14 protein-coding genes are annotated in these 21,029 nt (G+C 68.1%); 9 read left to right on the top strand and 5 right to left on the bottom strand.

The window, feature by feature from the left end; translation table 11 throughout:
• The first annotated feature begins 94 nt into the window (after positions 1-94).
• From ACF1CT_RS03125 to ACF1CT_RS03090, 8 genes are all read left to right on the top strand, one after another.
• Complete coding sequence (locus tag ACF1CT_RS03125; protein WP_391781993.1) at positions 95-2,539, top strand: ABC transporter substrate-binding protein; 2,445 nt, start codon at positions 95-97, stop codon at positions 2,537-2,539.
• 727 nt (positions 2,540-3,266) lie between these two features.
• Positions 3,267-5,138, top strand: coding sequence for a translational GTPase TypA (gene typA / locus ACF1CT_RS03120; RefSeq protein ID WP_391781992.1), 1,872 nt, complete (start codon positions 3,267-3,269; stop codon positions 5,136-5,138).
• A 354-nt stretch (positions 5,139-5,492) separates the two neighbouring features.
• Positions 5,493-6,083, top strand: a complete 591-nt coding sequence (locus ACF1CT_RS03115) for a hypothetical protein (RefSeq protein ID WP_391781991.1) — start codon at positions 5,493-5,495, stop codon at positions 6,081-6,083.
• Between the two features lie 500 nt (positions 6,084-6,583).
• Positions 6,584-8,233: an ABC transporter substrate-binding protein gene (locus ACF1CT_RS03110; RefSeq protein WP_391781990.1), complete on the top strand. Its 1,650-nt coding sequence runs from the start codon at positions 6,584-6,586 to the stop codon at positions 8,231-8,233.
• A 165-nt stretch (positions 8,234-8,398) separates the two neighbouring features.
• A complete protein-coding gene (locus ACF1CT_RS03105; protein WP_391781989.1) occupies positions 8,399-9,322 on the top strand; it encodes an ABC transporter permease in 924 nt (307 codons plus the stop codon).
• A gap of 31 nt (positions 9,323-9,353) precedes the next feature.
• Positions 9,354-10,277, top strand: coding sequence for an ABC transporter permease (locus tag ACF1CT_RS03100; RefSeq protein WP_391781988.1), 924 nt, complete (start codon positions 9,354-9,356; stop codon positions 10,275-10,277).
• A 17-nt stretch (positions 10,278-10,294) separates the two neighbouring features.
• Positions 10,295-11,350: an ABC transporter ATP-binding protein gene (locus ACF1CT_RS03095; RefSeq protein ID WP_391781987.1), complete on the top strand. Its 1,056-nt coding sequence runs from the start codon at positions 10,295-10,297 to the stop codon at positions 11,348-11,350.
• On the top strand, positions 11,343-12,506 hold the full coding sequence (locus tag ACF1CT_RS03090) for an ABC transporter ATP-binding protein (protein WP_391781986.1): 1,164 nt from the start codon (positions 11,343-11,345) through the stop codon (positions 12,504-12,506). Before ACF1CT_RS03095 ends, ACF1CT_RS03090 begins: the two co-directional genes overlap by 8 nt.
• Positions 12,507-12,719: 213 nt before the next feature.
• Here ACF1CT_RS03090 and ACF1CT_RS03085 read toward each other — a convergent pair whose 3' ends face one another.
• The 5 genes from ACF1CT_RS03085 to ACF1CT_RS03065 form a co-directional block, all read right to left on the bottom strand.
• Positions 12,720-13,805, bottom strand: coding sequence for an ABC transporter ATP-binding protein (locus tag ACF1CT_RS03085; protein ID WP_391781985.1), 1,086 nt, complete (start codon positions 13,803-13,805; stop codon positions 12,720-12,722).
• Between the two features lie 26 nt (positions 13,806-13,831).
• A complete protein-coding gene (locus tag ACF1CT_RS03080; RefSeq protein WP_391782174.1) occupies positions 13,832-14,797 on the bottom strand; it encodes an ABC transporter ATP-binding protein in 966 nt (321 codons plus the stop codon).
• A 71-nt stretch (positions 14,798-14,868) separates the two neighbouring features.
• Positions 14,869-15,849 (bottom strand): ABC transporter permease, encoded by a 981-nt coding sequence (locus ACF1CT_RS03075; RefSeq protein ID WP_391781984.1) that lies wholly within the window; start codon positions 15,847-15,849, stop codon positions 14,869-14,871.
• A gap of 93 nt (positions 15,850-15,942) precedes the next feature.
• Complete coding sequence (locus ACF1CT_RS03070; protein ID WP_391781983.1) at positions 15,943-17,730, bottom strand: ABC transporter substrate-binding protein; 1,788 nt, start codon at positions 17,728-17,730, stop codon at positions 15,943-15,945.
• A 75-nt stretch (positions 17,731-17,805) separates the two neighbouring features.
• A complete protein-coding gene (locus tag ACF1CT_RS03065; RefSeq protein ID WP_391781981.1) occupies positions 17,806-18,834 on the bottom strand; it encodes an ABC transporter permease in 1,029 nt (342 codons plus the stop codon).
• Between the two features lie 529 nt (positions 18,835-19,363).
• Between ACF1CT_RS03065 and ACF1CT_RS03060 the strand changes: the two genes are divergently transcribed.
• Positions 19,364-20,995, top strand: coding sequence for an ABC transporter substrate-binding protein (locus ACF1CT_RS03060; RefSeq protein WP_391781980.1), 1,632 nt, complete (start codon positions 19,364-19,366; stop codon positions 20,993-20,995).
• Positions 20,996-21,029 lie beyond the last annotated feature (34 nt).

The raw sequence follows: 21,029 nt of genomic DNA, 5'->3' as shown, positions 1-21,029 counted from the left end.
CGAGATCAGTCTGATCAACTGCATATGTCGCCTCAAACGCACAATCCGACCCATCCGGTGCGGGTGGGCCGGGCCGGCCCCGGAGGTACCAGCCATGACCCACGTCGGCGTCCCGCGGGGGACGGCCCGAAAGCGCCGCCCGCTCGCGCTCCTCACGACGGGCGTGCTGACGCTCCCCGTACTGGCCGGGTGCAGCTCCGACGACAGCGGGGCGTCGGCGGCCGTCGCCGCGCAGGACATCGCGCTCGCGAGCCGGGACTCGGTCGCCGCGGGAGGCACGGTTCACTGGGCGGTCGATTCCGTGCCCACCACGTTCAACGCCTTCCAGGCCGACGCGGACGCCTCCACCGCCCGGATCGCCGGCGCCCTGCTGCCGACGTTCTTCCCGCTGGACGCCCAGGGCAGGCCGCAGCTCGATCCGGACTATCTGAAGTCCGCGGAGGTGGTGGAGCGGGAACCCCGGCAGGTGGTGCTCTACCGGCTCGACCCGCGGGCGGTGTGGAGCGACGGCCGGGAGATCGGCGCCCCCGACTTCGTCGCCCAGTGGCGGGCGCTGAACGGCAAGGACTCGGCGTTCTGGACCGCCCGCAACGCCGGCTACGAGCGAATCGAGAAGATCGAGCGCGGAGCCGACGACCAGGAGGTCCGCGTCACCTTCGCCAAGCCGTACGCGGACTGGCGCTCGCTCTTCTCGCCGCTCTACCCGAAGGAGGTGACCGGCTCCCCGAGCGCCTTCAACGACGGCGCGCGGACCACCCTCAAGGCGACGGCCGGACCGTTCCGGCTGGGCGGCGTGGACCGGAAGACGGGCGAGGTCACCCTGGTCCGCGACCCGCACTGGTGGGGCAGCCCGGCCAAGCTCACCTCGCTGGTCTTCCGGGCCGTCAAGCCGCAGGACCGCGTCCGGGCCCTGACCGCGGGCACGGTCGAGGTCGCCGACATCGACGCCGCCACCGCCCACCGCGTCGCGGAGGCGGGCCGGGACGGGGGCGCGAACGGGCAGCCGCTGGCCCAGGGACCCGGGGCCGAGTCCGGTCCGGCCGCGGCGATGCGCTCCTGGGCCGTGGCACACGGTTCGAACGAGACGGAGGCGGCGGCCGCGCGGGCGGCCAGGGAACAGGCCCGGGCCGCAGCCGAGACGTACACGGCCGAGCAGGACAAACTGCGCGCCTACACGGTCCGCAAGGCGCTGGAGCCCGCGTACACGCAGCTCGCCCTGAACGGCGAGTCCGGGCCGCTCGCGGACGACCGGGTACGCCGCGCGGTCGCCCGTGCCCTCAACCGGCAGGAGCTCGCCGACACCGTACTCAAACCGCTCGGTCTCCCCGCCGCACCGCTCGGCAGCCACCTCGCCCTGGCCGGGCAGCCCGGATACCGGGACAGCAGCGGCGCGCTGGGCGCGGAGGACAGGGAAGAGGCGCAGGCGCTGCTGGCCGAGGCGGGCTGGACCCGGGAGGGCGCCGCCACGAAGCCGGACGGTACGAAGGCGGGCAGCGAGGCGGAGAAGAAGGGCCCGAAGGGGGACAAGGCCGACGCGGGCAAGGACAAGGCGGAGCCGGCCGAGAAGGCCGAGCCGGCCGAGAAAACCGAGAAGACCGAGCCGGCCGAGAAGGCCGACAACGGCAAGAACGGGGACGCCGCCGCCCACCACCCCGACGCGACTCACCGGCGCACCACCGCGGGCGAGCAGGGGTCCACCACCGACGGTCTCCACCTCGTGGGCGGTGACGACAAGCCCGGCGACGGCGAACGGGCCGGGTACGTGCGCCAGGTCCTCGCCCCCGCCCCGGCCGCCGCGGTGCACGGCGCCGCGCTGCTGCGTCAGGCCGGTCGCCTGGCGCGGACCGGTACCTCCGGGGACGCCGCCGCCGAGGCGGCCGTCCGGGACCAGCGCCCCGGGGGCGCCACGGGCGCGTACGCCCCCGCGGGCACCGCGGCCCCGGCCCAGGCGCCGGACGCGGGCCGGGGGCCGCTCGGCAAGGACGGCAAGCCGCTGAACCTGCGCTTCGTCCTGCCGTCCGGGCCCGGTTCGGAGCCGCTGCGCGCCGTCGGGAACAAGATCTCGGCGATGCTCGACTCGATCGGCATCGGCACGTCGATCACCAAGGTCGCCGACGACAGCTACTTCCGCGACCACATCGCCTCCGGCGATTACGACCTGGCGCTGTATTCCTGGCCCGCCACCGCCTACCCGGCGACCGACGACCGCCCGATCTTCGCCAAGCCGGTCCCCGCCGGGGACGGATCGCTGCTCGTCGAGCAGAACTACACCCGCGTCGGCACGGACCACATCGACCAGCTCTTCGACCAGGCCGCCTCCGAACTCGACGAGGGGACCGCCCGGGACCTGATGAAGCAGGCGGACGCGCGGATCTGGGCCGCCGCGGCGTCGATCCCCCTCTATCAGCGCCCGCAACTGGTGGCGACCGACAGGAGGCTGGTGAACGTCGGCGCCTTCGGTTTCGGGGCACCCCACTATCAGGACATCGGCTTCAAGAAGCCACAGCCCGCCGGAGCCCCGCCCCACCACAAGAAGTAGCCCCGCGCCGCACCGGAACGAGGCGTCCCCGGCCGACAGGAGCGGGCAGTAGCTCCGCGTAGAACCGGAACAAGGCGTTCCCTGTCGGCCGGAGCAACTGACCCGCGCCGAACCGGAAGGAGGGGCCCTCCGTCGGGACAGCGGAAGCGGCAGGCCGGGGAGTCGGGTGGCGTTGTGGGCCGGACAACCGGAGGAGATCGGACAGGAGCCGTCGCGGAAGCTCAGAACTGGCTCAAGTCCCTTGCCCGCCGCTCCGCCGACGGGCAAGGTCGACTGCACCCGCTGACCCGGGTGGCCGCTCATCCCCCCACCTCCGAGCCCCCACCCCGGAGCCCCGGCTCCGGGCCCGTCTCGGAGCCCCGCCGCTTCGGAGCCCCGTCTCCCAAGCCGCTCAAGTCCCGTGTCAGACGTCCCACCGGGGACCCGTGGCCATGTCTTCGGTGAAATCCGTCGGAAGACATGGCCACGGCGGTGAGAACAGGGGAACCACCCACCCCGTCCGCAGTGCTCCCGGGCCTCGTGACCCCGCAGGACAGGGGCATGACCGGCCGTCCCGGGGAGGGGGCGGGGCCCGTCGCGCGGGCGGCCGGAAACCGCCGGGGAAGCCGCCGAGGCGTCAGGCCTTTACCATGGTGGTTAGCCGTGGCGCGTCCGCCCGGTGGGCGTACGAGGACCCGAGAGCGGCTGAGACGCCTGATCCCACGATCGAGAGAAGCGCAAGCCACCCATGCCCACGCGCCACGACATCCGTAACGTAGCCATCGTCGCCCACGTCGACCACGGCAAGACCACGCTGGTCGACGCCATGCTCCGGCAGGCCGGCGCCTTCGCCGCGCACGCCGCCGAGAACCTCGACGAACGCATGATGGACTCGAACGACCTGGAGCGTGAGAAGGGCATCACGATCCTCGCCAAGAACACGGCGGTGAAGTATCACCCCAAGGACGGCGGGGACCCGATCACGATCAACATCATCGACACCCCCGGCCACGCCGACTTCGGCGGCGAGGTCGAGCGCGGTCTGTCGATGGTGGACGCCGTCGTGCTGCTCGTCGACGCCTCCGAGGGCCCGCTCCCGCAGACCCGCTTCGTGCTGCGCAAGGCGCTCTCCGCGAAGATGCCCGTCATCCTCTGCATCAACAAGACGGACCGCCCCGACTCCCGGATCGCCGAGGTCGTCGACGAGACGTACGACCTGTTCCTGGACCTGGACGCGAACGAGGACCAGATCGAGTTCCCGATCGTCTACGCCTGCGCCCGTGACGGCATCGCGTCGCTGACCAAGCCGGAGGACGGCACGGTCCCGCAGGACAGCGACAACCTGGAGCCGTTCTTCTCCACGATCCTGTCGCACGTCCCGGCCCCGGAGTACGACGACGAGGCCCCGCTCCAGGCGCACGTCACCAACCTGGACGCCGACAACTTCCTCGGCCGCATCGCGCTCTGCCGCGTCGAGCAGGGCGAGCTGCGCAAGGGCCAGACCGTCACCTGGATCAAGCGCGACGGCACGATGTCCAGCGTCCGGATCACCGAGCTGCTGATGACCGAGGCGCTCACCCGCAAGCCCGCCGAGAAGGCGGGTCCCGGTGACATCTGCGCCATCGCCGGTATCCCGGACATCATGATCGGCGAGACCCTCGCCGACTCGGAGAACCCGATCGCGCTGCCGCTGATCACGGTCGACGAGCCCGCCATCTCGATGACCATCGGCACCAACACCTCGCCGCTGGTCGGCAAGGGCGGCAAGGGCCACAAGGTCACCGCCCGCCAGGTCAAGGACCGCCTCGACCGCGAGCTGATCGGTAACGTCTCGCTCCGCGTCCTGGACACCGAGCGCCCCGACGCCTGGGAGGTCCAGGGCCGCGGCGAGCTGGCGCTGGCCATCCTCGTCGAGCAGATGCGCCGTGAGGGCTTCGAGCTCACGGTCGGCAAGCCCGAGGTCGTCACCAAGCAGGTCGACGGCAAGACGTACGAGCCGATCGAGCGCATGACGATCGACTCCCCCGAGGAGCACCTCGGCGCGATCACGCAGCTGATGGCGACCCGCAAGGGCCGCATGGAGACGATGACGAACCACGGTTCGGGCTGGGTCCGCATGGAGTGGATCGTTCCTTCCCGCGGCCTGATCGGCTTCCGCACCGAGTTCCTGACGCAGACCCGCGGCACCGGCATCGCGCACTCCATCTTCGAGGGCCACGAGCCGTGGTTCGGAGAGCTGCGCACCCGCCACAACGGTTCTCTGGTCGCCGACCGTTCCGGAACGGTGACGCCGTTCGCGATGGTCAACCTCCAGGAGCGCGGCGTCATCTTCACCGAGGCCGGGACCGAGGTGTACGAGGGCATGATCATCGGCGAGAACTCCCGCGCCGACGACATGGACGTCAACATCACCAAGGAGAAGAAGCTCACCAACATGCGCGCGGCCTCCGCCGACACCACGGAGAACGTGGTGCCGGCCCGCAAGCTCTCCCTGGAGCAGTCCCTGGAGTTCTGCCGCGAGGACGAGTGCATCGAGGTGACCCCGGAGACGGTCCGTATCCGCAAGGTCGTCCTGGACCAGAAGGAGCGCGGTCGCGCCGCCTCGCGCGCCAAGCGCTGACCTCCCCCCTGTCTCATCGGGCCCGGCCCCTCCCGCGTGCTGCGCGGAGGGGCCGGGCCCTTTTCGTGGCGTCTTCCCGGCGTCTTCCCGGCGTCGTCCCGTGCACGGGCGGACGTCCGCGGTGGATGCCGCATGATCCGCCCCGGTCGCCCGGTGAATGGTTGCTACAGCAAAAATGATCCATCAAATGACTGTCGTGCGGGGGCTGTTGATGGCAGACTCCTTCCTGCCCCACCAGTCGGTGGGGGACGGGGTTGCGATGCGGGTCACAGTGATTCGCATGCGCAAGCAGGCGGGGGGCATTTGTGGGACAGCCCTGCCGTCTGCGAGAAACGGAATGGGGACAACGTGAGGATGCGATTCGCCTCGGCGGCCGTCGCGACGACGCTTGCGGCTTCGGCGCTGGTGATCATGCCGACGGCCACGGCAAGTGCGGCTCCCCTGGTCTGCGACCCGGGTTCCGGGTCGGTCTCCTGGGTCACCACGAGTCACAGCCGCGTACTCACGCACAAGGTGAAGGGGTACGAGAAGGAGTACTCGGGCGGCAGCCGGAAGATCACCAAGACGCTCTCGCACGAGAAGACGCTCACGTCGGGGTGGACCGTTCAGGGGGGCGCCACGGCGGGCCTGTCGCTGGGCAAGGTGCTGGCGAGCCTCGACGCGAACGTCGAGGGCAGCTACAACCACCAGAAGGGCAAGACGACCACCAAGAGCGTCAGTGTCACGGACACGCTCACCAAGAAGGGCCGCTACTGGTTCTACGTGGGCCGGCTCAAGGCATCCGGGTACTGGCAGGGATACCGGTGCGACAGGGGCACCAAGTGGGTCAAGCAGGGGCACGGGGAGGCGCGGAGCTACGGCGCGATGGTCGACGGGGCGACGCGCTGCGGTGAGAAGGTAAGCAAGAAGAGCATCGCCGCGCTGGTGCAGAAGAAGTACTGCTGACCTCATGTGAGGGACCGGCCGAACAGGAGCCCCGCCGTCCGTGTGCACGCGGACGGCGGGGCTCCCGCGTGGGCCCGTGGTGACTGTGGGTGTCGGTGACGGGCGGTGATATGGGCCCTTTACCCGTTCGTCGCGAAACGGGAGCGGTGGTTCCGTAAATGCACAACCTGTTTTGGACGATCTGCTGTCCGGTTATCGAGCGTCGCTCTCCGGAACATGTATTAACGGTCCGTTTCGGGGGTGTCTGTCTAGGATCGCTTTGTCCGTATTTCGGGTCTACGCGGGCGATTGATGTTGTCAAAACGAGACCCTTTAGGTGTGGTTTACGGCCCGGCGGTCCTTAATAGTTGGCTCGATGAGCTCGGGTCAATGGGTCACGCACTGTGGGGAGTGCCGACTCACGAGCACACTCGGGGTACTTGGGTGTTCTTGCCGTCAGGGGTGTCGGCAAACGACCAGGACCCTTCTTGCAGATCAGTGGACTCATGAGGAGGAAACCCATGCGTGGTGCCAAGAGCGCCAAGTGGGTCGCGGGAGCGGCCATCATCGCTCTGGCCGCGACCGCCTGTGGCGGTGGCGACGGCGACAAGAAGGACGACGCCGGCAAGGGGGGCGGCGGTACCTTCCGGCTCGGCCTCACCGAGCCCGTCTCCATCGACCCGGTGAACGCCCAGGAGTCCGAGGGCATGCTCATTGCCCGGGCGCTCTTCACCCAGCTGTACGACGTCTCCACGGACGGCAAGCTCATTCCGAAGCTCGCCGAGTCCGGTACGACCGAGGACGGCAAGACCTGGACGTTCAAGATCAAGGCCGGTACGAAGTTCACCAACGGTGAGGCCGTCGACGCCGAGTCGTTCATCCGCGGCTGGACCCGTGTCGCCGCGAAGGCGTCGGCCTCCGACGTCTCGTACCACATGGCCGGGATCAAGGGCTACGACGACCTGAAGAGCGGCAAGAGCGACACGTTCGCCGGCCTCTCCGCTCCGGACGCCAACACCCTGAAGGTCGAGCTGACCCAGGTCGACTCCGAGTTCGACAAGAAGACCGCGCACGCGGCCTTCAGCCCGGTCCCGAAGGTCGCCGGCGCCGGCGACAACAAGAAGTACAACGACGCCCCGATCGGCAACGGCGCCTTCAAGATGGAAGGCAGCTGGCAGCACAACAAGTCGATCACGATCGTCCGCAACGACGACTACGGTCTGACCAAGGCCAAGCTGGACAAGGTCGAGGTCAAGATCCTCAACCCGGCCAACAGCTCCCAGCTCGAGTACACGGGCTTCCAGTCGGGTCAGTTCGACTTCGCCCGTATGCCCACGCCGCAGCTCTCGGTCGCCAAGGCCAAGTACGAGCCGCAGGGCCAGTGGTACTCCGGCGAGTTCTCCGGCATCAACTACCTGGTCGTCTTCAACCAGACCAAGCCGCTGAACAACCCCGACGCGCGCAAGGCGATCTCGTACGCGATCGACCGCGAGGCCATCGCGAAGTCCGTCTTCCAGGGCATGCAGAAGCCGGCCACCGCGTTCCTGCCGCCGTCGTTCGCCGACGTGTACCAGGAGGGCGTCTGCACCTCCTGCGCCAAGCAGGACAAGGTCAAGGCCAAGGAGCTCGCCGAGAAGAGCGGCCTGAAGCCGGGCACGACCATCAACTTCGGCTACAACACCGGTGCCGGCCACGAGGAGTGGGTCCAGGCCATCGCGGCGCAGCTGAAGGACGTCCTCGGCCTCAACGTCAAGCTGGACGGCAAGCCGTTCAAGGAGGCCCTGGCCGCTCAGCAGGAGAAGAGCGCCAACGGTCTGTGGCGTTCGGCGTGGACCGCCGACTACCCGACCGCGGACAACTTCCTCGCTCCGCTGCTGAGCACCGGCGGCATCGGTGAGGACCCGTCGACCGGCAAGGCGCAGGGCGACAACCGCGGCCGTTACTCCAACAAGGAGTTCGACAAGCTGCTCGACCAGGCCCGCGCGGAGAAGGACGCCACCAAGCGTGCCGACCTCTACAAGCAGGCCGAGAAGCTGGCCGTCGACACCGAGCAGGGTGTCATCCCGCTGTGGCAGCGCACCCAGTACCGCCTGGTGAACACCAAGAAGTTCAGCAACTTCAAGATGGACTTCTTCGAGGACCCGGCGCTCGCGGAGATCACGCTCAAGTAAGAACCTCCAGCAGGTAGGCGAAGGCCGTGGAGTCGGAGTAACTTCTTCGGTTTCCACGGCCTTCGTCCCGTCCCGGGCGCACCCCTCTACCGGCGCCCGGCAGCGGCCCCTCTCCCGATCGGATGACGCCGCTCACCCCCACGCTCAGTATGTGAAGGAGGCATCGTGGGCAGATATGTGATCCGCCGGCTCGGGCAGATGATCGTCGTCCTCTTCGGTGCGACCGTTGTTCTCTTCTGCTGCCTGTTCATCCTGCCCGGCGACCCCGTGGGGTCGCTCGGTGGTGACAAGGCCCGCGACCCGGCCGTCGTGGCCGAACTCCGGGAGCGCTACGGTCTCAACGACCCGCTGCCGGTGCAGTACGGCCACTTCGTCCAGAACCTCGCCAAGGGCGACCTCGGTGAGGACTTCACCCAGCGCCGCCCGGTGACCGAGGTCCTGAAGCCGAAGCTCGCGAACACCGTCGAGCTGGCCGTCGCGGCCATCCTCATCGACATCGCCATCGGCGTCTTCGCCGGTCTGATCGCCGCGCTGTTCAGATACTCGTTCTGGGACGTGTTGATCACACTGCTGACCACGCTGGCCGTCGGGTTCCCCTCCTTCATCATCGGCATGGTGCTGCAGAAGTTCTTCGTGGTGGACCTCCAGTGGTTCCCGTTGCTCTCCGACGGCTCCTTCAACTCGCTGATCCTGCCGGCCTTCACGCTGGCGATCCTCGACGCGGCACTGGTGGCGAGACTCATGCGCGGCACCATGCTGGAGGTGCTGCGGGCCGACTACGTCAAGACGGCCGTCGCCAAGGGCCTGCCCCGGCGGACGGTTCTCGTCAAGCACGTGATGCGCAACTCGATCATCCCGGTCGTCACCTACCTGGGTATCTCCTTCGGCAGCCTGCTCGGTGGTGCGCTCATCACCGAGGCGATCTTCAACTGGGACGGCATCGGGCTCGCACTGGTCCAGGCGGTCCAGCAGCAGAACAACCCGATCATCATCGGCGTGGTGACCTTCGGTGTCGCCGTGTTCGTTCTGCTCAACCTGATCGTCGACCTCTTGTACGCGGTCCTCGACCCGCGCATCCGTCTCGCCTGATCCCAGGCAGCCCGTTCTAGGAGTCACACCCATGACTGAGCTCACCAAGAGCACAGCGGAGGCGGGGACCGCTCAGAAGGCGGCCGCCTCGGCCGAGGCCGAGCCGGCGGTCGCCCGCGTCACCCAGTGGGGCGAGATCCGCCACCGCTTCATGGCCAACAAGCTGGCCGTGGTCGGCCTGGTGCTGGTCGTCCTGCTGTTCCTGACCGCCGCGTTCGCGCCGCTGCTCGCGCCGTTCGACCCGCTGGCGCAGGACCTCAACAACACCCTGCAGTCGCCCGGCGGCGACCATCTGCTCGGCACCGACGCGCTCGGCCGCGACCAGTTGTCGCGCATCATCTACGGCGCCCGCATCGCCGTCGTGATCGGTCTCGCCTCGATCTTCCTGGCGTGCCTGATCGGTATCATCGTCGGCTCGCTCGCCGGCTACTTCGGCAAGGCCACCGACTCGGTGCTGATGCGCATCGCGGACGTCTTCTTCGCCTTCCCGCTGCTGATCGGTGCCATCGTCATCATCATCGCGATGGGCCGCGGCGTCGCCCCGGTGATCATCTCGCTGGGGGTCTTCTCCTGGCCGACGGTCTCCCGACTGCTGCGCAGCTCGATCCTGTCGGTCCGCGAGGCCGACTACGTGCTCGCCGCCCGCGCCCTGGGCGCCGGCACCGCGCGGATCATCATCCGGCACATCATCCCGAACTCCATCGCCGCGGTGACGGCGTACGCCGCCTTCAGCGTCGGCAGCGCGATCGTGGCCGAGGCCGCCCTGTCCTTCCTGGGCGTCGGCGTCAGCCCCGAGGTCGCGGAGTGGGGCAACATGCTGTCGGCCGCCAAGGACTTCCTGGGTATTAAGGACTACCTGTGGGTGTACCCGTCCATCGCGATCGTCCTGACCGTCCTTGGTTTCGTTTTCGTCGGCGACGGGCTGCGCGACGCCCTTGACCCGAAGCTGCGCTGAGAGGGCGGCACCACTACATGACTACTTCACACGTCACCTCGGAAGTGCCGAACCAGCGCTCCGGCGACGCCGACGCCCCGGTCCTCGAAGTGCGCGATCTGCACGTCGAGTTCAAGACCCGGGAAGGCATCGTCAAGGCCGTCAACGGCGTCAACTACGACGTCCGGGCCGGCGAGACGCTCGCCGTGCTCGGTGAGTCCGGCTCCGGCAAGTCCGTGACCGCGCAGGCGATCATGGGCATCCTCGACTCGCCCCCCGGGCGGGTCGCCAAGGGCGAGATCCTCTTCCAGGGGCAGGACATCCTCCAGCTCCCGGAGAGCGAGCGGCGCAAGCTGCGCGGCCCGAAGATGGCGATGATCTTCCAGGACGCGCTCTCCGCGCTGAACCCGGTCTACTCGGTCGGCAACCAGCTCGGCGAGATGTTCCGGGTCCACCAGGGCATGTCCAAGAAGGACGCCAAGGCCAAGGCCATCGAGCTGATGGACCGGGTGAAGATCCCGGCCGCCAGCGGCCGGGTCAACGACTACCCGCACCAGTTCTCCGGCGGTATGCGCCAGCGCATCATGATCGCCATGGCGCTGGCCCTGGAGCCCGACCTGATCATCGCGGACGAGCCCACCACGGCGCTCGACGTGACCGTCCAGGCGCAGGTCATGGACCTGCTGGCGGAACTCCAGCGCGAGTACAACATGGGCCTGATCCTGATCACCCACGACCTCGGCGTGGTCGCCGACGTCGCGGACAAGATCGCGGTCATGTACGCGGGCCGGATCGTCGAGCAGTCCCCGATTCACGAGCTGTACAAGCGCCCCGCGCACCCGTACACCCGCGGCCTGCTCGACTCGATCCCGCGCCTCGACCAGAAGGGCCACGAGCTCTTCGCGATCAAGGGCCTGCCGCCCAACCTGCTGAAGGCGCCCGCGGGTTGCGCCTTCAACCCGCGCTGCCCCAAGGCGCAGGACATCTGCCGCACCGACGTCCCGGCCCTGCTGCCGGTGATCGATCAGGACGGCACCGAGCTGGTCGGCCGCAGCAGCGCCTGCCACTTCTGGAAGGAGCAGATCCATGGCTGAGCCCAAGAAGAACGACGCCGTGGCTGCCGCCTCGGACGAAGCCACCCCCAACGTCACCGCGGTGGAGACGGCCGACGCCGCCACCGAGGCCGAGGCCGTCGCGGCCCTCGACGCGAAGGTGGACCGGGGCGAGCCGATCCTCCAGGTGCGCGACCTGGTCAAGCACTTCCCGCTGACCCAGGGCATCCTGTTCAAGAAGCAGATCGGCGCGGTCAAGGCCGTCGACGGGATCTCCTTCGACCTGTACCAGGGCGAGACGCTCGGCATCGTCGGCGAGTCCGGCTGCGGCAAGTCGACCGTCGCCAAGCTCCTGATGCTCCTGGAGACCGCCACCGCCGGCGAGATCTTCTACAAGGGCCAGGACATCACCAAGCTGTCCGGCAAGGCCCTCAAGGCCGTCCGCCGCAACATCCAGATGGTGTTCCAGGACCCGTACACCTCGCTCAACCCCCGCATGACGGTGGGCGACATCATCGGCGAGACGTACGAGATCCACCCGGAGGTGGCACCCAAGGGCGACCGCCGTCGCAGGGTCCAGGAGCTCCTGGACGTGGTGGGCCTCAACCCGGAGTACATCAACCGCTACCCGCACCAGTTCTCCGGCGGCCAGCGCCAGCGCATCGGCATCGCCCGCGGCCTCGCGCTCAACCCGGAGATCATCATCTGCGACGAGCCGGTCTCCGCGCTCGACGTGTCGGTGCAGGCGCAGGTCATCAACCTGATGGAGAAGCTCCAGGACGAGTTCAACCTCTCCTACCTCTTCATCGCGCACGACCTGTCGATCGTGCGGCACATCTCCGACCGGGTCGGCGTGATGTACCTCGGCAAGATGGCCGAGATCGGCACCGACGAGCAGATCTACGACCACCCCACGCACCCGTACACCCAGGCGCTGCTGTCCGCGGTGCCGGTCCCGGACCCGACGGCCCGCGACCACCGGGAGCGGATCATCCTCACCGGCGACGTCCCGTCCCCGGCGAACCCGCCGTCCGGCTGCCGCTTCCGCACCCGTTGCTGGAAGGCCCAGGACAAGTGCTCCACCGAGGTGCCGCTGCTGGCGGTCCCCGAGCGCTTCGCCTCGTCGGGCACGCCGGCCGCGCACGAGTCGGCCTGCCACTTCGCCGAGGAGAAGGACATCGTCGGCGCGGCCTCGTGACCCGACGCGTGTGACCTCCGCAGTGCCGCGGACGAGACACAACGAAGCGCCCGGAACCGATCGGTTCCGGGCGCTTCGCCATTTCCCCGAACCGGCCTCGCAGGCGGCTCGGGTCAAGGGGCGCACATGCTCGGTTCGTGGACCGGAGGGTCCCGCCGACGGACCGGTCGGGTCCGGGACGACGGGACAGCCCCCGGGGGCGGGCCAGGGGCGTCAGGCCCCGCCCTCCGGCTCCTGTGCGGACGTGTCGGCCCTCGCCGTCGCCGGGGCCGTACGCGCCTTCGGGACGGACGGGACGGACTGGGCGGCCTCGGGGTAGTGGCAGGCCGTCAGATGGCCCTCCCGGCTGCCCTCGATCCGTACCAGCGGCGGGGCCTGGCTCGCGCACGTGTCCGTCGCCTTCCAGCAACGGGTGCGGAAGCGGCAGCCGGACGGCGGGTTCACCGGGGAGGGGACGTCGCCCTCCAGCCGGATGCGTTCCCGGGCGGGTGCGTCGTCCACGGACACCTCGGGCACCGCGGAGAGCAGCGCCCTGGTGTACGGGTGGCGCGGGTTGCCGTACAGGTCCTCGCGGTCGGCGATCTCCACGATCCGGCCGAGGTACATCACGGCGACGCGCTGCGAGAAGTGGCGGACCACGGCAAGGTCGTGGGCGATGAACAGGAACGCGATGCCCAGCTCCTGCTGGAGCTTCTGGAGCAGGTTCACCACCTGGGCCTGGATGGACACGTCCAGGGCCGAGACCGGCTCGTCGGCCACGATCAGCTTCGGTTCCAGCGCGAGCGCCCGGGCCACGCCGATGCGCTGGCGCTGGCCGCCGGAGAACTCGTGCGGGAAACGGTTGTAGTGCTCCGGGTTGAGGCCGACGGTCTCCAGCAGCTCCCGCACCCGGGCCTCGCGGCCGCCCGCCGGTTCGATGCCGTTGATCTCCATCGGAGCCGTGATGATCTTGCCGACGGTCTGGCGCGGATTCAGCGAGGCGTACGGGTCCTGGAAGATCATCTGGATCTCGTTGCGGACCGGGGCCAGCTGCTTGCGCGAGGCGTGGGCGATGTCCTGGCCCCGGTAGGAGATCCGGCCGGACGTCGGCTCCAGCAGCCGGGTGATCAGGCGTCCGGTCGTCGACTTGCCGCAGCCGGACTCGCCGACCAGGCCCAGGCTCTCGCCCCCGGACACGGTGAAGTCCAGGCCGTCGACGGCCTGGACCGCGCCGACCGTCCGCCGGATCGGGAAGCCTGCCTTGATCGGGAAGTGCTTGGTGAGTCCGGAGACGTGCAGGAGGGGGTCTGTGCTGCTCATGGTGGGAAAGTCCCGTCTCTTGTACGTCAGTTGGACCGCGTGCCGGCGAGGTCCGCGAAGAACTCGGCGCGCTGCCCGGCCGTCAGGTGGCAGGCGGCGCCGCGTCCGGCCGTGAGCTCCAGCGGAGGCTGGTCGGTCGCGCAGAGGGCGCCGCCGACCTGCTCGGTGAACGCGCACCGCGGGTGGAAGCGGCAGCCGCTCGGCGGGTTGAGGAGGCTCGGCGGGGAGCCGGGGATCGGCGACAGCGGTACGTCGACAGGGCCGTCCAGACCCGGCATGGAACCCAGCAGGCCCCAGGTGTAGGGGTGCTGCGGCGTGCGCAGCACCTCCTTCTTCGTGCCGCGCTCGACGCAGCGCCCGCCGTACATCACCAGCACGTCGTCCGCGATGTCGGCGATGACGCCGAGGTCGTGGGTGATGAAGATGATCGAGGTTCCGGTCTCCTGCTGGAGCTCCTTGAGCAGGTCCATGATCTGGGCCTGCACGGTGACGTCCAGCGCGGTCGTCGGTTCGTCGGCGATCAGCAGCGACGGGTCGCAGACCAGCGCCATGGCGATCATCGCGCGCTGCCGCATGCCGCCGGAGAACTGGTGCGGGTAGTCGTCCACCCGCAGGTCGGGCTGCGGGATGCCGACCTTGGTGAGCATCTCCACGGCCCGTGCCCGCGCCTCCCGCTTGGAGGCGCCGGTGTGCTTGCGGTACGTCTCCCCGATCTGCCTGCCGATGGTGTGGTACGGCGAGAGCGAGGCCAGCGCGTCCTGGAAGATCATGGCCATCTTGTTGCCGCGCAGCCGTTCCAGCTCCCGCTCCGACGCGGTCAGCAGGTCCTGTCCGTCGAGCAGGATCTCGCCCTCGATCTCGGTGTGTTCGGGATGGTGCAGACCGAGGATCGTCAGGTTGGTCACGGACTTGCCGGAGCCGGACTCGCCGACGATGCCGAGTGTCCTGCCCCTCTCGACGTCGAAGGACAGTCCGTCGACGGCCTTGACCATGCCGTCTTCGGTGGAGAAGTGCACGCGCAGATCGCGTACGGAGAGGAAGGGGGTGCTCACGAGGTCTCTCCCTAGGCGAGGCGGACGCGTGGATCGATGAGGGCGTAGACGGCGTCGATGACGATGTTGAGCACCACGATCGCGGTGGCGGCCACCATCATCACGCCGAGAAGCGTCGGCAGGTCGTTGGTGGCGACGGCCTTGACCGAGAGTGCTCCGATGCCCTGGAGACTGAAGGTCTTCTCGGTGATGATCGCGCCGCCGAGGAGCACACCGAGGTCGAGACCGAAGATGGTGACGATCGGCCCCATGGCCCCGCGCCAGGCGAATCTGAAGAAGACCGTCCGTCGGGACAGGCCCTTGGCCCGGGCCGTGCGCACGTAGTCCTCGCTCAGCGACTCCACCAGCTGGGAGCGGGCCATACGCGTGTAGTTGGCCGTGAAGATGACGGACAGGACCAGCCAGGGCAGCAGAAGGCCGGAGAACCAGGCGCCGGGGTTCTCGGTGACCGGTGTGTAGCTCGGCCGGTCCAGCAGGTGCAACTGGTCGGTGAGGAAGTACATGGCGACCACGCCGACGATGTAGATCTGCAGCGAGGAGGCGACGAGCGACGCGGAGGAGGCGACCTTGTCGAGCAGCTTGCCCTGCTTGACCGCGGCGAGCATGCCGGTGCCGACGCCGAAGATGACGAAGACGAAGGCGCTGCCGACGGAGAGCGAGAGGGTGGTCGGGAAGCGGTCGACGATGGTGCCGAAGACCGGCTCGCGGTTGATGAACGAGTAACCCAGGCAGGGGGCCGGGCAGTTGCCGTACGACGGATAGTCGCGACCGACGAAGATTCCTTGCAGCCAGTGCCAGTACTGCATCGGGATCGGGTCGGCGATCCCCAGGTTGTGCCGTACCAGCGCGAGTGTCTCGGGGGTGCAGACCTTGCCGCAGGCCACCCGGGCGGGGTCGCGCGGGGCGGCGTAGAAGAGGACGAAGACCAGGGCGCTGATGATCAGCAGGATGACCGCGGCGCCGACGACACGGCGGAGAAGAAAGCGCAGCATGGCAGTGGGTTTTCCTGACGGATGCCGAGAGGGAGGAGGGGGAGCGGGTGACTCACCGCTGGAGAGTCACCCGCTCCCCGCGGGGGCCGTTCGTCAGGCCTTGACGTACGTCTTGTAGAGGAGCGTCGCGGAGTAGTTCGGGTCCATGATGGCGCCGCCGACCTTGGAGCCGAACAGGTAGAAGCGTCGCTGGAAGGTCTCCGGGATGATCGGGACGACCTCGTCCATGATGCGCTTGTCGAGCGCGGCCCAGGCCGCGCCCGCCTTCTTCTGGTCGGCTATGACGACGTTCTCCTTGATGGCGGCGTCGATCCAGTCGACCTTCACCTGGGAGACGTTGTTCTGGCCGTTGCCGATGTTGGCGCTGTCGAAGAGCGGCTGGATCATCGTGTACGCCGTCGGCCAGTCGGGCGACCAGCCGAACCACATGACGTCGAAGCTGTTGTCGATCTGCTGGGCCTGGTCGTAGTACGACGTCGAGTCGACGGGCTTGATGACCGGCGTGAAGCCGGCCTTCTTGAGCGCGTTCTCGATGACGACGGCCGTCTTGTCGTAGGTCGGGCTCTGCGGGTACGCGTAGACGATCTTCTGGCCGAGCTTGCCGGCCTTCTTGAGGGCCGCCTTGGCGGCCTCGGCGTCTCCCTGCGGGGCCTTCAGCTTGCCGTAGAGGTCGAACTCCTCGCGGCCCAGGATGTCGGGGCTGAGGAGGGTGGTCGCGTAGTCGCCCGCGGAGGTACCGCCGTAGATCTTGCGGATCTGCTCCAGGGGCCAGGCCATGTTGAGCGCCTTGCGCACCTCGACGTCCGTGACGCGCTTGCAGTTGATGGCGTAGTAGTACGTGCCGGTGAGCAGGCCGTTGAAGGTGCGCTTCTTCAGATCCGGGTCGGTGAGCACCTTCTGCATGCGCTCGGCCGGTACGGACTTGTAGATGGAGACCATCTGCTGGTCCTTGCCCTGGTCCGCGATGAAGCGGTCCGCGGACGCCAGCGAGGTGGGGCCGAACTCGAACTCGAAGCTGTCCGGGTAGGCGTTGCGGATCGGGTCGGTGGCCGGGTCCCAGTGCTTGTTGCGCGTCAGCGTCATCGACTTGTCGATGGAGCGGTGCTTGACGATGTACGGGCCACAGGAGACGGGCTGCTTGTCGTACTTCTCCTTGGTGTCCAGCTTCACCGGGGTGGCCGAGTAGGAGGTCATGGCCAGGGTGAAGTTGAAGTCCGGACGGGGCTCCGCCAGCTTGAAGACGATCGTCTTCTTCGCCTTGTCGGTGACGATCGAGTCAAGGTGCTTGCCGCCGTACGGGCCCTCGTAGCCCTTGCGCCAGTCGCCCTTGCCGGTGAGCGCCTGCTGCACGTAGGCGGCGCCCTCGGTGGCGAACGGCGCCCAGGCGCGCTCGATGCCGTGCCGGACGTCCTCGACCGTCAGCTCGCTCCCGTCCTCCCACTTCAGACCGTCCTTCAGCGTGAAGGTCCAGGTCTTGTTGTCGGCGGACGCGGTGCCGACGTCGGTGGCGAGGTCACCGACGAGGGTCATGGCCCCCTTCATGTCGATCTTGTAGCCGGTGAGGCCGCGGGCGAACATGAGCGCCCCGGAGGAGTTGAACGCGTAGTAGATGCGCTGCGGGTCGAGGTGGGAGAAGTCGTCCTCGGAGATGCCGTAGATCGTCCCGCCCTTCTTGGCGCCGGGGACCTCCGGGGCCGGACCTGTCGAGTCCTCCTTGGTGCCGATCTTGACGGTGGCACCGGTGTACTCCGTCGCCCCCGCGTGCGGCGTGCCCTTGTCACCGCCCCCGCCGGCGTCACCACTGCTGCACGCGGAGAGAACGAGTGAGCCGCCCGCCGCGACGGATGTGGCGATGACGAAGTTTCTGCGGGAGAGAGACATGGCAACCTGCCCTGGTCGGTGAAGAGGGACTGATGATCCGGCGGAGCCCCGTCGCTCCTGGCCGGGACGGAACTGTCAGCGCTTGGTCTTCGGGTCGAGAGCGTCGCGGACCGAGTCGCCGAGGAGGTTGAACGCGAGGACGAAGACCACCATCGACGCCCCCGGGAAGAGCATGAAGGTGATGTCGTCCTGGTAGACGTCCGCGCCGCGTTGGAGGATCACGCCCCAGTCGGGCGTCTTCGCGGTGAGACCGACGCCGAGGAAGGCGAGCCCGGCCTCGGCGGTCACGAACATGGGAAGAGCGAGGGTCGCCTGGATGAGGATCGGCGTCCAGAGGTTGGGCAGCAGTTCCTTGAAGATGATCCGGGCCGGCGAGGCACCGGTCACCTTGGCCGCCTCGACGAACTCCCGTTCGCGCAGGGCGAGTACCTCGCCGCGCAGGAGTCGTGCGATCGAGGCCCAGCCGAAGGCGGTCATCACCAGGATCAGACTGGTGACGGTCAGCCAGGTCGGGGTGGATTCCTCCGGCGACACCAGGATCGAGATGAGCACCGGCCAGAACGCGATGAAGAAGAGCGTGGAGGGGAACGCCAGCAGGATGTCGATGACCCGGCCGATGAAGTAGTCGGTCTTCCCGCCCAGGTAGCCGGCGGTGACTCCGATGACGATGCCGAACACGGTCACCAGGAGCGTCGTCACACCGGCGATGAACAGCGAGTTGCGGATGCCGTAGAGCAGGAACGTGAAGAGGTCGCGCCCGAGTTGGGGCTCGACGCCGAACCAGAAGTCCCCGCTGATCCCGCCGTTGGCCTTGATCGGGAAACCGAAGTCGTTGAGCAGGCCCTCTTGGTCCTGACCGTACGTCGTGTACGGGTCCTTGCCGTACAGCTTGGCGATCAGCGGTGCGCAGACGGCGACCACGAAGAAGAAGATGACCACGTAGGCCGAAATGACGCCGCTGCGGTCGCGCTTGAAGCGCCGCCAGGCGAGTTTGCCCGGTGACCGGCCGTCGCCGCCCTTGAGCGCGGACGGGTCCGCTATCGGTGTCGGCTGCGCATCCTCCGCCTCGACGGGGGCGGCTGCTTGCGGGGTTGGAATCGTCATGGTGCTCCTGGCCCGGAGGGTCGAAGGACTCCGCAGGGCAACACCTACGGGCTACCCGGACTTTTTCAACGCAATTCATGCACGGTCAATGAATGTCCGGTGCCCTTGGTTTTCTCTTTAGACTATTTACCTTTGCATTACTTTTATTTGGTCATTAATTTGCACCCGCTCGACTGGTGTGGAGACCTTGAGTAGACAAAAAGGGTGAATTCGGGCATCGAGTCCGTTATTCGGGCGGGACTGTCTCGGAATACGTACATCCAGTCCTGGGTGCTCGTGGTAGATGCGCGTTCGATGCGTGGCCGTTACCGCTCGGTGTCCGGCGTGACCGGCTCATGTCTGTCATGCGCATGCTCGAACTGTCCGGCATGGGCGGGGCGCGCCGGGTGGTCCGGACGCGGTGCGCGGGGAGCCGGGCGCTTCGCGGCGGGGCCCCCTGCCCCCGGATGGGTGGGGTAAATATGCGTCATGTCTCTGATGCGGTGATATTTGACTCCAAGTGAGACGGAGCATCAGGAGGAGGCACTCCATGCGCGGAGCCACACAGGCCAGGTGGGCCGCAGGCGCGGTGGTCGTCGCCCTCGCGGCGACGGCGTGCGGCGGCGGGGGCGGCGGAGGTGGCGGCGGTGGGGCCGAGGGAATCGTGAGCTCCTCGTGGGGCGACCCGCAGAACCCGCTGGAGCCGGCCAACACCAACGAGGTGCAGGGCGGCAAGGTCCTCGACATGGTCTTCCGGGGGCTCAAGCGGTACGACCCCAGGACCGGCGAGGCCAAGGACATGCTCGCCGAGAAGATCGAGACCAAGGACAGCCAGAACTACACGATCACCGTGAAGGACGGCTGGACCTTCAGCAACGGCGAGAAGGTCACCGCCAAGTCGTTCGTGGACGCCTGGAACTACGGCGCGCTGCTGAAGAACAACCAGAAGAACGCCTACTTCTTCGGCTACATCGACGGCTACGACAAGGTCCACCCCGCGAGCGGCAGCGCCTCGGCGAACACGCTCTCCGGCCTCAAGCTCGTCAACGACAGGACCTTCACGGTCAAACTGTCGCAGAAGTTCTCCCTCTGGCCCGACACCCTCGGCTACTCGGCTTTCGTCCCACTGCCCCGGACCTTCTTCACCGACCACGCGGGCTGGCTGTCCAAGCCCGTCGGCAACGGCCCGTACACCATCGACACCTACACCAAGGGCTCGTCGATGAACCTGCGCAAGTGGGCCGACTACCCGGGGCCCGACAAGGCGCAGAACGGCGGCATCGACCTCAAGGTCTACACGGACAACAACACCGCCTACACCGACCTGGCGGCGGGCAACCTCGACCTCGTCGACGACGTGCCCGCCTCGCAGCTGAAGAACGTCAAGGCGGACCTCGGCGGCCGGTACATCAACACCCCGGCCGGCATCATCCAGACCCTCGCCTTCCCCTTCTACGACAAGAAGTGGGACACCCCCGGCGGCATCAAGGTCCGCCAGGGCCTGTCGATGGCCATCAACCGCGAGCAGATCACCGACCAGATCTTCCAGAAGACCCGCACCCCCGCCTCCGACTGGACCTCCCCCGTCCTCGGCGCGGAGGGCGGCTTCAAGAAGGGGCTGTGCGGGGCCCCCTGCGAGTTCGACGCGGCCGGGGCCAAGAAGCTGATCCAGGAGGGCGGCGGCATCCCCGGCGGCCGGCTCAGGATCTCGTACAACGCGGACACCGGCTCCCACAAGGAATGGGTCGACGCCGTCTGCAACAGCATCAACCGGGTGATGGGCGACAACAAGGCGTGCGTCGGCGGCCCCATCGGCACCTTCGCCGACTTCCGCAGCCAGGTGTCCCAGCAGAAACTCACCGGCGCCTGGCGGGCCGGCTGGCAGATGGACTACCCGCTGATCCAGAACTTCCTCCAGCCGGTGTACTACACCGACGCCCCGTCCAACGACGGCAAGTGGAGCAGCAAGAAGTTCGACGGTCTCGTCGACCGGGCCAACGCCGAGCCCGACAAGGCCAAGGCCGTCTCGACCTTCCAGGACGCGGAGAAGGTCCTGGCCGAGCAGATGCCCGTCATCCCGCTCTGGTACCAGAACGGCAGCGCCGGCTACTCGGACCGGATCAGCAACGTGTCGCTGAACCCCTTCAGCGTCCCGGTGTACGAGCAGATCAAGGTCAAGTGACCGCCGGGGCCGGGCGGCCCGGCGGCGACGACGC

The sequence above is a fragment of the Streptomyces sp. NPDC014734 genome (assembly GCF_043083325.1).
Lineage (GTDB): Bacteria > Actinomycetota > Actinomycetes > Streptomycetales > Streptomycetaceae > Streptomyces.
Note: the sequence above shows the minus strand (reverse complement) of the source record. Positions and strands in the feature narration are given on the sequence as shown.